General features: G+C 62.2%; 14 protein-coding genes. 6 read left to right on the top strand and 8 right to left on the bottom strand.

The window, feature by feature from the left end:
• Nucleotides 1–4: 4 nt before the first annotated feature.
• From AB6Q56_RS09305 to AB6Q56_RS09325, 5 genes are all read right to left on the bottom strand, one after another.
• Nucleotides 5–544, bottom strand: coding sequence for a dihydrofolate reductase (locus AB6Q56_RS09305; RefSeq protein ID WP_434516767.1), 540 nt, complete (start codon nucleotides 542–544; stop codon nucleotides 5–7).
• Nucleotides 541–924 carry a dihydroneopterin aldolase gene (locus AB6Q56_RS09310; RefSeq protein ID WP_434516768.1) on the bottom strand — a complete coding sequence of 128 codons (384 nt, stop codon included), beginning with the start codon at nucleotides 922–924 and terminating at the stop codon, nucleotides 541–543. The genes AB6Q56_RS09305 and AB6Q56_RS09310 overlap by 4 nt, the downstream gene beginning before the upstream one ends.
• A 100-nt stretch (nucleotides 925–1024) precedes the next feature.
• On the bottom strand, nucleotides 1025–1423 hold the full coding sequence (locus tag AB6Q56_RS09315) for a hypothetical protein (RefSeq protein WP_434516769.1): 399 nt from the start codon (nucleotides 1421–1423) through the stop codon (nucleotides 1025–1027).
• A gap of 29 nt (nucleotides 1424–1452) precedes the next feature.
• Nucleotides 1453–1680 carry a hypothetical protein gene (locus AB6Q56_RS09320; RefSeq protein WP_434516770.1) on the bottom strand — a complete coding sequence of 76 codons (228 nt, stop codon included), beginning with the start codon at nucleotides 1678–1680 and terminating at the stop codon, nucleotides 1453–1455.
• Between the two features lie 127 nt (nucleotides 1681–1807).
• Nucleotides 1808–4867, bottom strand: a complete 3060-nt coding sequence (locus AB6Q56_RS09325; protein ID WP_434516771.1) for an MHYT domain-containing protein — start codon at nucleotides 4865–4867, stop codon at nucleotides 1808–1810.
• A gap of 136 nt (nucleotides 4868–5003) precedes the next feature.
• On the opposite strand from AB6Q56_RS09325, the gene AB6Q56_RS09330 reads away from it, so the two are divergent.
• Entirely contained in the window at nucleotides 5004–5699 is a 696-nt protein-coding gene (locus tag AB6Q56_RS09330) for a L,D-transpeptidase family protein (RefSeq protein ID WP_434516772.1), read from the top strand.
• Between the two features lie 21 nt (nucleotides 5700–5720).
• Nucleotides 5721–7055, top strand: a complete 1335-nt coding sequence (locus tag AB6Q56_RS09335) for a nucleoside recognition domain-containing protein (RefSeq protein ID WP_434516773.1) — start codon at nucleotides 5721–5723, stop codon at nucleotides 7053–7055.
• Between the two features lie 7 nt (nucleotides 7056–7062).
• On the opposite strand, the gene AB6Q56_RS09340 is transcribed toward AB6Q56_RS09335, so the two are convergent.
• On the bottom strand, nucleotides 7063–7962 hold the full coding sequence (locus AB6Q56_RS09340) for an alpha/beta fold hydrolase (protein WP_434516774.1): 900 nt from the start codon (nucleotides 7960–7962) through the stop codon (nucleotides 7063–7065).
• Nucleotides 7963–8072: 110 nt separating this feature from the next.
• On the opposite strand from AB6Q56_RS09340, the gene AB6Q56_RS09345 reads away from it, so the two are divergent.
• From AB6Q56_RS09345 to dinB, 3 genes are all read left to right on the top strand, one after another.
• Nucleotides 8073–8900, top strand: coding sequence for a class I SAM-dependent methyltransferase (locus tag AB6Q56_RS09345; RefSeq protein WP_434516775.1), 828 nt, complete (start codon nucleotides 8073–8075; stop codon nucleotides 8898–8900).
• An 85-nt stretch (nucleotides 8901–8985) separates the two neighbouring features.
• The gene (locus AB6Q56_RS09350) at nucleotides 8986–9906 is read left to right on the top strand and encodes a ParB/RepB/Spo0J family partition protein (protein WP_434516776.1); all 921 of its coding nucleotides are present in this window, start codon (nucleotides 8986–8988) and stop codon (nucleotides 9904–9906) included.
• Nucleotides 9907–10003: 97 nt separating this feature from the next.
• Entirely contained in the window at nucleotides 10004–11170 is a 1167-nt protein-coding gene (dinB, locus tag AB6Q56_RS09355; RefSeq protein ID WP_434516777.1) for a DNA polymerase IV, read from the top strand.
• 333 nt (nucleotides 11171–11503) lie between these two features.
• Here dinB and AB6Q56_RS09360 read toward each other — a convergent pair whose 3' ends face one another.
• Nucleotides 11504–12313 (bottom strand): ferredoxin--NADP reductase, encoded by an 810-nt coding sequence (locus AB6Q56_RS09360; RefSeq protein WP_434516778.1) that lies wholly within the window; start codon nucleotides 12311–12313, stop codon nucleotides 11504–11506.
• Nucleotides 12314–12381: 68 nt separating this feature from the next.
• Nucleotides 12382–13143, bottom strand: a complete 762-nt coding sequence (locus AB6Q56_RS09365) for a hypothetical protein (protein ID WP_434516779.1) — start codon at nucleotides 13141–13143, stop codon at nucleotides 12382–12384.
• Between the two features lie 142 nt (nucleotides 13144–13285).
• Between AB6Q56_RS09365 and AB6Q56_RS09370 the strand changes: the two genes are divergently transcribed.
• The gene (locus AB6Q56_RS09370) at nucleotides 13286–14488 is read left to right on the top strand and encodes an MFS transporter (RefSeq protein WP_434516780.1); all 1203 of its coding nucleotides are present in this window, start codon (nucleotides 13286–13288) and stop codon (nucleotides 14486–14488) included.
• The last annotated feature ends 40 nt before the right edge of the window (nucleotides 14489–14528 follow it).

Here is a 14528-nt window from a genome sequence, read left to right on the forward strand (position 1 = left end):
CTGATCAGGCCCCGAACGAATTGCAATCCACAACAGGAAGCGGAAGCGGGTTATTTTGTCGATAGACGAAAAAACGACACATCACGTCGACTCCGCTTCTGTGCTCACGCAGGTATCGAGCACTTTCGCTTTCGATGGTCCACCCGCTCAAATCCACCGTGTCCGGAAAAGACGAGTCGCCGTAGAACGACTGCTCGATCCGAGTCAGCCAGAAGCGATGGCAGTATCGCCAGGCGGCTGCATAAATCGAGGCCCCGCCAATGACAAATACCGGCTTTCCCATCGCCAGCGCCCGATGCAAACCATCCTCAACCGTGGCGACCCGTGTGCATCCGTCGCGTACAACCAAGTCAGCCCGACGGGAAACGATGAATGAATCCGCCGGGACAACATCCATTGAGTCGTAGGTCAGGCGCCCGATGACCAGCGCGGCGCCAGCCACCGTTTTCTCAAAATACGCCAGTTCATCCGGAATATCCCAAGGCAACCAGCCATCAAGGCCAATCATGCCATTGGCCGAAACGGCGCCGATGGCTGAAATCAACGCCGGATCCTTTCCCATTGCTCACGGGTCATCGACAGAGAAATAGCCGGCGTACCCTGCCCGTTATAGACATGCGGCTTGTGCATGGAGACGAATGCAGAGGACACGATGCGCATCCCGAAAATAGCCGCCATCACCTCCAGAATGCTGGATTCCAGGCACTCGCAATGCGCATTTTCTTCCAGTTTGCGGATGGCAAGGAAGATCACCTCGTAATCGACAACCTGCCGTATATCGTGCGGGTCGGCAACCGCATCCACGGGTGCCCAGGCATCGGCATGCACCAGGACGGCCTGCGGCCCGTGCTTTTCCAGCGGGTTGCAGCCGGTGCGCAATTGAATAGTGGCGTCGACCGACGCACACCAATGATTCGCTAGCAAGATCCGATTCCTTTCACAGCCAGTTCAACGAAGCCGAGACAATACCAAAGCCCGAAAAAAAGGGCGCTTGGCGCGCCCGGAAATGACAAAAAAATAAGCCTCAGGCGGTCACGTCGATCAAGGTTCCCGTCTGCTGTCCCGATGTATTGACGACACCAGCCGAAACACTCGGCGTTGCCGACAAGGTATTGTCGAGCACCCGGGCGATCTGTCCCTGCAAGTCGCTGAACTGGGCCTGCAAGGCGTTCTGCGAGCGCAAGGCAAGTGCACTCCGCCTCGCCTCGCCCGCATCGCTCTGAGCGGCCTTGGACTCCGCCTGCAAGCTGCGCGCAGTTTCCTGGGCACGCCCCGCCTCGCTCTGTGCCGCCCGGGCCTGGCTCTGCAAAGCTCTGGCACGCTGTTCGGCCTGATCTGCGTTACGCTGGGCCTGCTGCTGCTGAATCTGCGCCCATAGCGCGCCGCCCGCTGCCTGCGTGCCGGACGAAGAAGCTACCGGCATCTCGCTATATCAACTCAAGTTGGCTGCAATCAAGCAATCACGTTGATCAGCGTACCCGTCTGCTGCCCTTGGGCATTGACGACAGGGCGCGGCGGCTCTTCCTTCCGCTCCACGCGCTCTTCCGGGCGCGGCTCACGTGTTTCGGGCTGTTGTGCCTGCTGGGCTTGTTGCGCTTGTTGCGCCTGCTGCGCTTTGCCGGCTTGCGCCCCGCCGCTAACGTAGGCGCTGATTGTCGAAGTCACGGAATCAATGGCCATGGATTCACCTCAATAAGACACTGCTACGCTGTTAACTCTATACCATTCCAGCAAAAATGCCATAAATATCCACCATTTAATCAATTTTCAATATCGACAAAATCATCAACACCAATCACCGATAGACTCAAGCATTTCCAGGCTGCAACCACTTGCGGATCGTGGCGAACAAATGCTCGGGATCGACTGGTTTGGCGACAAAATCGTTCATCCCGGCCTCCTCACAGCGCCGTCGGTCCTCGATGAAGGCATTTGCCGTCATGGCCAGAATAGGTACATCTCCCCAGCCCGGCAGCGCACGGATACGCCGGGTTGCCTCAATGCCATCCAGCTTCGGCATCTGCATATCCATCAGGATCAGCGAATAGTGATTGATGCTGGCCAGTTCAACAGCCTGCAACCCGTCTTCGGCAACATCGATTTCCAGACCCGAATCGGCAAGCAGCTCGAGTGCAATCTCGCGATTGATCGGCTCATCCTCGACCAGCAACACCCTGCTCCCCGCATACGCCTTGCCAAGGTCCGAATTGCTCGCATGCGCATTGCTCGGCGATGTCAAAGCTCCACCTTTTCTTAACCGTGCAGTAAACCAGAAGCAGCTCCCCTGCCCCGGAATGCTGCTGGCACCGACCTCGCCGCCCATCAGGAGTGCAATTTTCTTGGCAATCGCCAAGCCGAGGCCTGTACCGCCAAAGCGCCGGCTAGTCGAATTGTCGGCCTGCTCGAAGGCATCGAACAGGCGTTCGATGGCCTCCGGCGCGATGCCGATTCCGGTATCTTCAACCTCGAACCGTATCGTCACATCGTCGTCACGTTCTTCAGCAAGCCTCGCCTTCACGGTCACTGCGCCGATATCGGTGAACTTCACGGCATTGGCAGCCAAATTCAATAGTGCCTGGCTCAGTCGCGCCGGATCGCCAATCAAGGGGGCGGCACACTCCAAGGTCTGCATCCGCAACTCGATGCGCTTCGAGTGGGCGCGCTCTTGCAGCATGGATACCACCCCCGTCATGATGCTGTTTACAGAAACAGGCGCTTCATCCAACTCGAATTTTCCGGCCTCTATCTTCGACAGATCAAGAATCTGGTTGATCACGCCCAAGAGATGACGGCCGGCCAGATCAATTTTCTCCAATCGCCCCGCCTGTCGCTGCTCGACGCCATCGCGACGCATCAGATGGGTCATGCCGACGATGGCATTCAACGGCGTACGAATCTCATGGCTCATATTGGCGAGGAATGCGCCCTTGGCATTCATGGCCTGTTCGGCGGCATTTCTCGCCTCCTGCAGGCTCAGGTTGGCCTTCTGAAGTGCCGCAGTCCGCTCGCCAACCTGCTCCTCGAGCAGAGCAGCCGTCACCTGAGCGGTCGATTCGGCACGGCGCACGGCCCGCAGATAGAGCATCATGGCAACCAAGGCCAGAATCAACATGTTGCCGGCAATGGTAGCGAGCAGAAAAAGCCAGAACCGCTTTGACTCGATAGACGGCAGATTGCTTACTTGACGCGGAACGTAGACGCTCAAGCCATGCCCCGAGAGTGCCTGATAGGCGATGACGACCGGCTCGGGTTCAGCACCGAGACGCAGCACATTCGGTAGCTCGTCGCCTTTCCATCGGTTGAAACTCAAGGGCTGGAAGCTGCTTCGCCGATACTGCCGCTCCCGCTCGACAGGCGGCAACTGGTTGATCGTACTGTCGGGAAGACTTCGATAGAGATAATCCGGCCGGCTGGCCAGCACGACAATCCGGTTGTTATCGGCCAGGAATCCATTCACATCGGCAATCCATTTGGCAAAACTGGTGATGTCCCGCTTGATGACCACGACGCCCAAAAACCCGCCAGCATCGAAAACAGGATTGGAAAAATATAGCCCGGGAACATGACTGACCCGCCCGACGGCATATTGATGTCCCTGCTTGCCGGCTGCCGCTTCCTGAAAATACAGACGATCGGCGAAGTTGGCTCCCACGAAGCTCCCGTCGGTTTCGCCATTGCTGGCGGCGATGCAATCCCCGTTCGCCCGCAACAGCCATACGGCATCGGCACTCATATTTCCGGTCAGTAAGGACAGATAACGATTCAAGCCGGACAACTCCGGGTCTTCACTCCAGGTCTTCCGGCGCTCAGCCTCATCGCTTGCACCATCGGTACTGTCTTTCATTCGCAGGAGCGCGCGCCGAACCATGTCGCTCTTGACCAGCGTGGCCGGAACCCCCCGCATCATGCCGAGCATCTCGTCGATATGCGCGGCGACCAACATGGCCTGGTGCTCCGAGAATGCCGCCTCCTGGGCGTACTCTTCCTGCATCTGCATTTCGGTGTAGACACCCGTCGCCAACCAGCAGGCCAGCGTCCAGCCGCCCAGCAGGAGGGTAACAACCCTCAGTTGTCGCTTGCTGAACTGGAAGGACAGACGGGCAACAAACGGTGCAAGCAGGGTGACCAGCGTCAGCAACATACCGATCATCAGGACGACATATGCCAGGAAGGTCGGCGTCAAGGTCGATGCCGTGACGACCTCGCCCCCCCTGACAAAGTAGGCCGCAGCCATCGCCGTGTAATGCATGCCTGAGACCGCGCCCCCCATGACCACGGCGCCCACCATGGGAGACAGCATCCGCCATTTTCCTCGCCATGCAGCAAGGAAATGCGTAATCCACAGCGCCAGCACCGAGAACAGGACGGCAACAACAATGGAAAGCACAAATAGCCGTGCGTCGTAAACAATCAGGCCGTTCATGCGATAGGCCGACATGCCGACATAATGCATTGCACCAATGCCCCCACCGAACAGCAACCCGCCCAACCACAATCGCCTTCCGGCAGGATGCGGGCGGCTGAACGCATCCACGGCAAGCGCGCTGGCCAACACACCCGGCAACATGGAAAGCCCGGTTACCAAGGGATCATAGGTAGTGGAACAAGGCAGGCTGAAAGCCAGCATGCCAGTAAAATGCATGGCCCATACACCCGAACCCATGCACAGGCCACCCAACGCAATCCAGGCACGTCGGCGTTCGATCTGACCGTCCCGATTGACCATCTGGGCAATCAGCAAGGCGGCATATGAAGACAGGACGGCGATAGCGATGGAAAATCCGACCAGCAGGCGATCGTAGTTCCCGACGTAGAGCAAGCTGCTCTCGGGCGCATTCAGAACCAGCGACAAAAAACCGGTCGGCATGGGCGAAATAAACTCCCTTGACGCCACCGGGGTCAGTGTAAAAACACGAATAACCCTGTGGTCGATATTGTTATTTTTTCAAAGCATACCGTATTCGGGCAGAATTCGTCATATTTGCCTGTCTGCAGCCAATCCGATGCCTGATACCGACGCGCCAGCTCCTGCGAGTTCCTGCCAGATCCTGCGTGTCCTCGCCGCCGACTGGTGCAGCGACACCGCCACCTTGCAGCGCTTCACCCGCCCGCATCGCGCACAGGACTGGCAGGCCTTCGGTGACGAGATACCGGTCAGCCTCGGGCGCTCCGGCCTGGCTTGGGGTATTGGCCTGCACCCCGCCGCCAATGCCTCGGAAAGCCGCAAACGAGAAGGTGATGGCTGCGCGCCAGCCGGGATATTCGCGATTACCGCGCTATTCGGCGAGGCGGGACCGGAAAGCGCCATTGCGCAGTCCGCCCGGCTGCCCTATCGCTGCACCGGCCCGCAGCTCAAGTGCATCGACGACACGGCCTCCCGCTACTACAACCGGGTGATCGACCAGGAAACGGTCGATGCGGTCGACTGGCGCTCCCACGAAGAGATGCTGCGCGCCGACGAGCGCTACGTCATCGGCGCGGTCATTGCCCACAACGCCGCCTGCCTGCCCGGACAAGGCTCCTGCATCTTCCTGCACGTCTGGCAGGCGGCCGGGGTTCCGACGGCGGGCTGTACCGCCGCTTCGCTTGCCGACATGACGGAGATTTGTAACTGGCTCGACGCGGCCTGCAATCCCCTGATCGTTCAGCTCCCCGAGGCGGAATACCGCCGCCGCCGGAAGGCCTGGAATTTGCCCTAGCCGCTCCACCGCACCGGCTGAATGACAGCGGCGAGCGACATCGCTAGACTGTCCGGCTTTCAGCTCAAGAAACGGCTCGCCGCGCCACCGCCCCGAGCCGCCCTGCCGACCGTGCTCAATCGAATCTGGATCGCCTTCATCCTGCTGGGTTTTACCGCAGCCGTCGCGCAGACGCTGCAGGGCGATCTCGACGTGTTCACGCGCGTGCTGACCGGCCTGTTCGATACCGCCCGCACCGGTTTCGAGATTTCCCTCGGCCTGGTCGGCGTGATGAGCTTGTGGCTGGGGATCATGAAAATCGGCGAACGGGGCGGCCTGATTCAGCTTTTCGGGCGTGCCATGGCCCCCTTCTTCCGGCGCATCTTTCCCGACATCCCACCCGGACACCCGGCCGGCGGCAGCATCGTAATGAACGCCAGCGCCAACATGCTCGGCCTCGACAACGCGGCGACGCCGCTCGGCCTGAAGGCGATGCGCGAACTGCAGGAAATCAATCCTCAGAAAGATACCGCCAGCAACCCGATGATCATGTTCCTGGTGCTCAACACGGCGGGCATCACGCTGATTCCCACCTCGGTCATCGCCATCCGCCAGAGCATCGCGCTCAAGCAGGGCTTGGTCGGCTTCAACGCCGCCGACATCTTCCTGCCCACCCTGCTCGGTACCTTCGTCTCGTTTTGCGCCGGGTTGATCGCCGTTGCCGTCTGGCAGCGCATCAACCTGTTCTGCCGTCCGGTGCTCGGCTTCTTCGCCGGCTTCGCGGCGCTGATGGGCGGCTTGTACGCCTGGCTCAACGGCATGCCGCCGGAACGCATGGCGCAGATGATCGGCCTGCTCGGCAGCGGCCTGATCGTTTCCCTGATCGTCCTCTTCGTGGCGGTGGCCGCCTGGCGGCGCGTCGATGTTTACGAATCCTTCGTTGACGGTGCCAAGGAAGGATTCGGCGTCGCTGTGCAGATCATTCCCTATCTGATCGCCATGCTGGTGGCGATTTCGGTCTTCCGCAGCACTGGCTGCATGGATTACCTGATCGATAGCATCCGCACGCTGGTAGTCGCGCTCGGCATGAATGCCGACTTCGTCCCCGCGCTGCCGGTCGGCCTGATGAAAACCCTGAGCGGGAGCGGCGCCCGCGGCCTGATGGTCGATGTGATGACGACCTACGGCGTCGATTCCTTCCAGGGCAAGCTGGCCGCCATCATCCAGGGTTCGACGGAAACGACCTTCTATGTGCTGGCCGTCTATTTCGGCAGCGTGAACATCACCCGCACCCGCTACGCCGTCGCCTGCGGGCTGATTGCCGATGCGGTCGGGCTGGTCGGCGCCATCCTGATCGGCTACGCCTTCTACCACTGACCCCGGCTCAGCGCTGCAGGAAGGACTCCAGCAAGCCGGCCACCGCCTCCGGCTGGTCGTGTTGCAGGTTGTGCCCGGCGTCGAGAACCGTCTCCACGCGCAAATCGGCAAAACACGCCAGGCGTTGCTGCAAGACCTCGGGTTCCTTGCCGAAGCGCATGTTCACGAAGCCCTTCTCGGCGATCAGCATCAGCACCGGTGCCGTGATCCGGCGCCAGGCGGCCATAGCGTCCTCGATCCGGTAGAGCGTCGGTGAAGCCACCTTGTGCCAGGGGTCGCAGGCCATTTCGACCGCACCGTCGGCGTTGACGCGACTGACCGCCTGCGCCAGGAAATCCGCCCACTCGCCTGACAGGCGGGGATTGGCAAACCGCAGGCGACGGGCCAGTGCGGCATGGTCTGGGTAAGCCCGCAGGCGGGGCTCGTGGCCGATTTCGTCCAGCCATTTGCCGAGCTGGGTCGGCGCATCGATGGCCGGATCGGGCTTCAGGCCCAGGAAATCGAGCATTGCCAGCCGCGCCACCCGCTGTGGGCGCAAGGCCGCAAAGGTCGCCGCGATATTGGCGCCCATGCTGTGGCCGACGATCTGCGCCGGCCCGTCTGGCGAATAGTGCAGCAGCAAGGCCTCGAGGTCAGCGTAGTAATCAGGAAACCAGTAGGGGCGGCCCAACCACTGACTGGCCCCATAGCCACGCCAGTCTGGGGCGATCAAATGCCATTCCCGGCGCAGGGCATCGACGACGAATTGGAAAGTCGCCGACGAATCCATCCAACCGTGCAGCAGGAATACCGGCGGTGCATCCGCCGGCCCCCAATGCCGGACGTGATAGCGCAGGCCGCGGATGGCAATGGTTTCGGTGGTACTGGGCAGCAAATCGGCTTCCTCACGATGGTGGGCAAGCGCCAATTTAACCCGTTTGCCCCTCGCCTGTCGTGACAGCGAGCCGGCAAGCACGAAATGCCCTGCTGACCGGAACTGTCAAATAGCGCCTGCTACAATGCGCGCCGTCCACCGCCATGCTCCCCCGTACTCAACTGCCGATGCCTCCGCCAGACAACTTGCCGCCAAACATCCCGAACGACATTCGGGTCGAGGCCCTGGACAGCACCCACGCCGAGGCGGCACAGGCCCTGGCGGCGCAATTGGGCCTGCCGCTGGAGGGCGTCGCCGCTTTCAGCCTGCAGGTCGGCGAGCGCGGCCTGCAGCTCCAGGAACTCGGCCCCGGGGCGGCCGGCGCCGTGCGCGTCGATTTCGTCGAAGGCGCGCTGGCCCACCGACGCCTGCAGGGCGGTGGAAGCGGGCAAATGATCGCCAAGGCCGTCGGCATCCAGCCCGGTATCCGTCCGCTCGTCCTCGACGCCACGGCCGGGCTGGGGCGCGATGCCTTCGTCCTCGCCCAACTGGGCTGCAGCGTGACGATGATCGAACGCCAGCCGGTGATCGCTGCCCTGCTCGACGACGGCATGCGACGCGCCCTGGGCGACGCCGAGGTGGCGACGATCATCGAACGCATGCGCCTGCTCTGCGGCAATGCCATCACCCTGATGCAAGCCTGGCCTCAGGATGCACCGCAAGTCATCTATCTGGACCCGATGTTTCCCCATCGCGACAAGAGCTCGCTGGTCAAGAAGGAAATGCGCGTCTTCCGGCCGCTGGTAGGCGACGACGACGATGCGCCGCAATTGCTGCAGGCCGCGCTCGCCCTGGCCAGCCACCGCGTTGTCGTCAAGCGGCCGCGCAAGGCGCCCTGCATCGCCGGCGCGACGCCGAGCTATGTGCTGGAGGGAAAATCCAGCCGTTTCGACATCTACGCCAGGAAATCGCTGAAAGCAAAGCCCGAATAGCCCTCGGCGATTGTTCCCGGTTGATAAAAATCACGAAAGCGACGAACATCGCGCCCCCCTTTCGACCGACACCACCCAAAGCACCATGGCCTTCAAAGACAGTACCCCCCGTTTCGAGATCGTCGATATCGACCGAATCGACGCCGATCCGACGCACATTCGCCAGAACATCAACGAAGAAACGCTCAAGGGGCTGACCAATGCCGTGGCCAAGCTGGGCCTGATCCACCCCCTCGTCGTCCGGCCGGCCGGCGACCGCTACGTCGTCATCGCCGGCGAACGGCGGCGCCGTGCGGCGTTGCAGGCAGGCGAAAGCCGTGTGCCGGTGATCGTCCGCGACTGCTCGGACGACGAGGCGCTGGAAGTCCGCGTTTTCGAGAACATCGGCCTGGGCGTCCGCTCCGCGCTCGAACCACGCGAAATGTCCAATGCCGTCCAGCGCATTGCCGAGCGCTTCGCCAGCCCGGAAGAGGCCGCCCAGTATTTCGGCCGCGCACCGACCTGGCTGGCCCAGGCAACGGCCGCCGCCAACCTGTCGGAAAAAGTCACCGCCTTGCTCGATTCCGGCAAGATCTCGAGCACCAGCACGGCCGTTCAGCTTGAAAAACTGGCCCGCAAAAACGAAGCCAAGGCCGAGTCGCTGATCGAACAGATCGAACAACTGCCCGAGGGCGAAAAGGTCTCCCGAAAAATCGTCGCCGACGTGCTCGCCGAAGAAACCGGCCGCCCGCGCAAGAACGAAGAGCCGGCCGCGCCGCCTGCAGCACCCCAAGCAGCCGCCCCCCGGACAGCCGAAGCACAAGCCCCGGCCGAAACGAGCCCGCCCTGGGCCGAAAGCGTGCAGCCCGATGAAGCACCACCGGTTGCGGCGCCTGGTGCAGTTCGCGCCAAGGTCAATCCCGGCAAGGTCAAGCTGGTCGCCGAACTGCTCGGGCTGAGCGAAGAAGACGAAGAATCCCTCCTCGCCCGCCTGATCGACGAATACCTGGCCTTGCGCAACGCCTGAGCGGCCTCGCCATTGCATTCCCGCCATGACTGTATAAAAATACAGCCATGGCTTGCGAACCTTATCCCGCGCCCGTAACCGCTGCGGAAAGCGCTCAGTGACGAACGACACGGCCCCCGCCCGGCAGCGGCGCATTGCCCACCTCGACATGGATGCCTTTTTCGCCTCCGTCGAACTGCTGCATTACCCCGAATTGCGCGGTCAGCCTGTCATCGTCGGTGGCCGCAGCGTTCACCAACCCAGCCTCCAGGCCGACGGCAGCCGGCGTTTCGCCCGTTTGCGCGACTATGTCGGGCGTGGCGTCGTCACCACCTCGACCTACGAAGCCAGGGCCTTGGGCGTGTTTTCCGCGATGGGTTTGATGAAATCAGCCCAATTGGCCCCCGACGCGATCCTGCTGCCGGCCAATTTCGATGCCTACCGCGACTACTCCCGACGCTTCAAGGCGGCTGTGGCCAGCATTGCACCGATCATTGAAGACCGTGGGATCGACGAGATATATATCGATCTGACCGACTTCGAAGAGGCAAGCCTCCCTTTGGCGCACCGCATCAAGCAGGCCGTGCTGGAAGCTACCGGCCTGAGTTGTTCGATCGGCATCACCCCGAACAAGCTGCTCTCCAAGATCTGTTCCGATCTCGACAAACCCAACGGCATCACCTTGCTCGACATGGCCGACCTGCCGAGTCGTATCTGGCCGCTGCCCGCCCGGAAGATCAACGGTATCGGCCCCAAGGCCAATGAACGCCTCAAGCAGATGGGTATCGAAACGATCGGCGAGCTGGCGGCGACACCCCCGGAACGCCTGATTCGACACTTCGGCCAGAGCATGGGCAACTGGCTGCACCGGGTCGCGCACGGCATCGACGAGCGCCCGATCAAAACCAGCCGCGAGCCCAAGTCGATCAGCCGTGAAAGCACCTTCCAGCGCGACCTGCACGCCAAGGCCGATCGCGCCGAACTCTCCGAGATATTTACCGGCATCTGCCTGCGCGTCGCCGACGACCTCACCCGCCAAGGCTACGTTGCCCGGACCATCGGCATCAAGCTCCGCTACGCCGATTTCGCCGCCGTCACCCGCGACATCACGCTCAGCACACCAACGGCAGACGGCCAACTCATCCGTAAGGCAGCGGGAGAATGTCTGAAGCGCGTCCCGCTGACCCAGCGCATACGCCTGCTGGGGGTCAGGGCCAGCGCGCTGCGGCCCTTGAGCGAGGCGTTCCCCCGGCTGCCGGCCATCCAGACCGAACTGCCGCTCTAAACCTCTGGCGGTGGTCCCTTCTCCAAAGTTGCTGCATACGCAAACTGCCAAATGGACCGCCAGGTAACACATCGTTACAAATTGCTACAAATAATTTGCTGCAACGCACAACAAACTTCGGGATAATGCGTACTTGTCTCCTCCAACCCTCCTCCATGGATTGGATTTAATGCCCGCCTCGTGCGGGCATTTTTTTCGCTCATCGCACCTTACCGGTGCAGGCACCCTTGATTTTCCAACGGCAACAGGCTGAAACCCGAGGTAGAGCAAACGCTTGGCGACCTTGATGCGCTGATTGACGCCTGCAAGGATATTCGAAGGCATCGAACAGATTCACCAGTAGTTCTCGCTGGCGAAGTTGCCCGGCTCGCGGCTGCGGTCGGGGCGCAGGCCACGTGTTTGCAGGATGCCGCGCACGTCGTCGAGCATCTGCGGATTGCCGCAAACAAGCAGCCGCGAGCGCTCCCGGTCGAGGGACAAACCGACCCGCCCTTCCAGCGATCCGTCGCCCAGCAGCGTGGTCAGCCGCTGCCCGAGACAACCGGGAACCGCCTCGCGGGTCACGATGGGAACATAGTGCAGCCAGGCCTTTTCATCGGCGAACAGCGCGTCGCTCACCAGCGCCGCGATTTCCCCCTGATAGGCCAGCTCCCGCGCCTGGCGGACGCTGTAGGCCAGGATGAGGTTTTCGTATTGCGCCCAAACCTCCGGATCGCGCAGGATGGACAGGAATGGCGCCAGGCCGGTGCCGCTGGCCAGCAGCCACAAATCCCGCCCCCCGACGAATCGGCTGGTGGTCAGATAACCGTAGGTGGCTTTCTCGACGTAAATCGGGTCGTTTACGTCAAGCCGGGCCAAGCGCTTCGAAAATGCGCCGTCGGGAACCAGGATGGAGAAAAATTCCAGGTACTCGTCGTAATTGGCCGAAACCATCGAGTAAGGTCGCCAGACAACGTCCCCGGCCGCGCTCCCCAGCCCGAGCCGGACGAATTGCCCCGGCTGGAAACGAAAACTCCGGCTGCGCGTGGTCCGGAACGACAACAGTTTGTCGCACCACGGGCGAATCGACAGCACTTGCTCCTGCGTGGCCTTGTCGGTCGGCGGCGGCGCCGCGCCGGGACGAAAATTCGTTTCAAACCTCATGGTCAAACCCTCGGAATGGCTCCAGCGCATTCGACCGTGCCAACCACGGGGAGTTGCCCTGCCCGATGTCAGAAACGCAGACCGACCGAGATACGCGACTGGTTCTCCGCCGAGAAATTGACCTTGTGATCCCTGGCCAAGCGCACGAACAGGTCGCGATGGTCGTAGGTTATCGATATGCCACGCCCCGAAAACTTGGGCGCTTCTTCGGATTCACGGCCGCTTTTTTCGAAGAGATCGACCGTCAGGCGCTGCCGGTCGGCCCACTGCGCCCGCGCGACGAGATGCGTGATCGCCTGCTCGGTGTGCAGACGATTATCCTTGACTGTATAGAGCGACAAGCTGGTGCCGGCGGTCGGTCGCGCGCCGACGCCGTAAACGACCGAATCGTTGGGATCGAAGTTCAGGTTGTAGTAATCCCTCGCGTTGGTCCGGCCATAGCCCAGCAAGGCATGGATCGTCGTGCCGATTTCCAGGTTGACCGCCGTCCCGGCAAAGCCATGGGTAGCCAGTTGCAGGGACGGAATGAGCCTGGCGTATTCGGTTTCGAGGGTGAGTTCGTAGCCGGCTCGCGTCTGCTCGAATTCGGTGCCACGCCGGTAATGGCCCAACCAGAGGGCATGCATCCCACTGTTGGCACGCAGGTTGAGATCGCTTGCAGAATGCTGGTTGGTCGTGGCGTAGTAGGACGGCGTCAGCTTGAATGCCCACGCCTCCCCGGCCTCGCCGACGCCTTCCGCCGCGCCTGGCCGCGACGCATCGGCCAAGGCCGCCGCCGGCATCGCCAACAACGGGGCTAACAACAGCGACAGGTGTTTTGCGGAGATCATGGAGGCATCATACCCGCTCGCCTTGCCAACCATCATCTGGCCCGGGCCAATCGCATGAAAGTCGCGCGAAGGCGTTGCCGGCCCGACAGCGCGACGGCAATCGGCAAACGTTTCTCCGCACACAGGGCAACCGCCTTCTGGCATGCTGTCTGCCGCCATGCTCGCCACCCTCCGCTCATTGCCCCGTACCGTCTGGTTCATCGGCCTGATCAGCCTGATCAACGATGCGGCCAGCGACATGCTCTATCCGCTCATCCCGATCTACCTGGCTTCCGTGCTGATGGCCGGGCCTCGGGTGCTGGGCCTGATCGAAGGCATCGCCGAGGCGACGGCCAGCCTGCTCAAGCTGTTTTCCGGAGTGGTGGTCGACCGCACGCGGCGCGCCAAGCCGTGGATCGTGTTCGGCTACGCCCTGGCCGGATTTGCCCGGCCGCTGATCGCCTTCGTCACCGCCTGGCCGGCCCTGCTCTGCATCCGTTTTGCCGACCGCATCGGCAAGGGCTTGCGTTCGTCGCCGCGCGACGCGCTGCTCGCCGCCAGCGTTCCCGCCGCGCAGCGCGGCCTCGCCTTCGGCCTGCACCGCGCCATGGACAACGCCGGCGCCATCGTCGGCCCGCTCGTCGCGGCGGCACTGCTGGCAACCGGCATGGCGCTGCGCGATGTCTTCCTGTGGTCGCTGGCACCGGCCATCCTCTGCCTGCTGCTGGCGACGGCAATACGCGAACCAGCCCACGAAGCCGCGGCCTACAAGCCATTCGACTGGCGCCTGAACGACATGCCGCCCGTTTTTCGACGCTATCTCGTCGTCGTTGCGTTGTTCACGCTGGGCAATTCGTCGAACATGTTCCTGCTCCTGCGCGCCCGCGAACTGGGTGTCGGCGAAGCCCAGATTCCCTTGCTGTGGGCTGCCATTTCGGCTGTCGCCACCATTTTTTCCACGCCGCTGTCGGCGCTTTCCGACCGCTTCGGACGCCGCCGCCTGCTGGTCGGCGGCTATCTGGCCTACGGCATTTTCTATATCGCACTCGGCAGCATGGCGACGGATGGCCTCTGGCTATTCGCGCTGTTCGGTTTCTACGGCCTGTTCATGGCCGCCACCGAGGGCGTCGAAAAAGCCCTGGTCGCCGACCTGGCACCGAGCGAGCAGCGGGGAACGGCCTTCGGCTGGTTCAACCTGACCGCCGGCATCATGCTGCTGCCGGCCTCGCTGGTCTTCGGCTGGCTGTGGCAGGGCGTGGCCAGTTGGCTGGCGTTCGCCTTTTCCGGCGCTTGCGCCCTGCTCGCCGCGCTGCTGATGGCCCGCTGGGTGCTCCCTCGGCGGTCCGGGATTCCAGACGCCGACTGACGACCGCTCGGCGCCTTAAGGGAGCCTTAATCCAGCACCG

The sequence above is a fragment of the Dechloromonas sp. ARDL1 genome (assembly GCF_051122455.1).
Classification (GTDB): domain Bacteria; phylum Pseudomonadota; class Gammaproteobacteria; order Burkholderiales; family Rhodocyclaceae; genus Azonexus.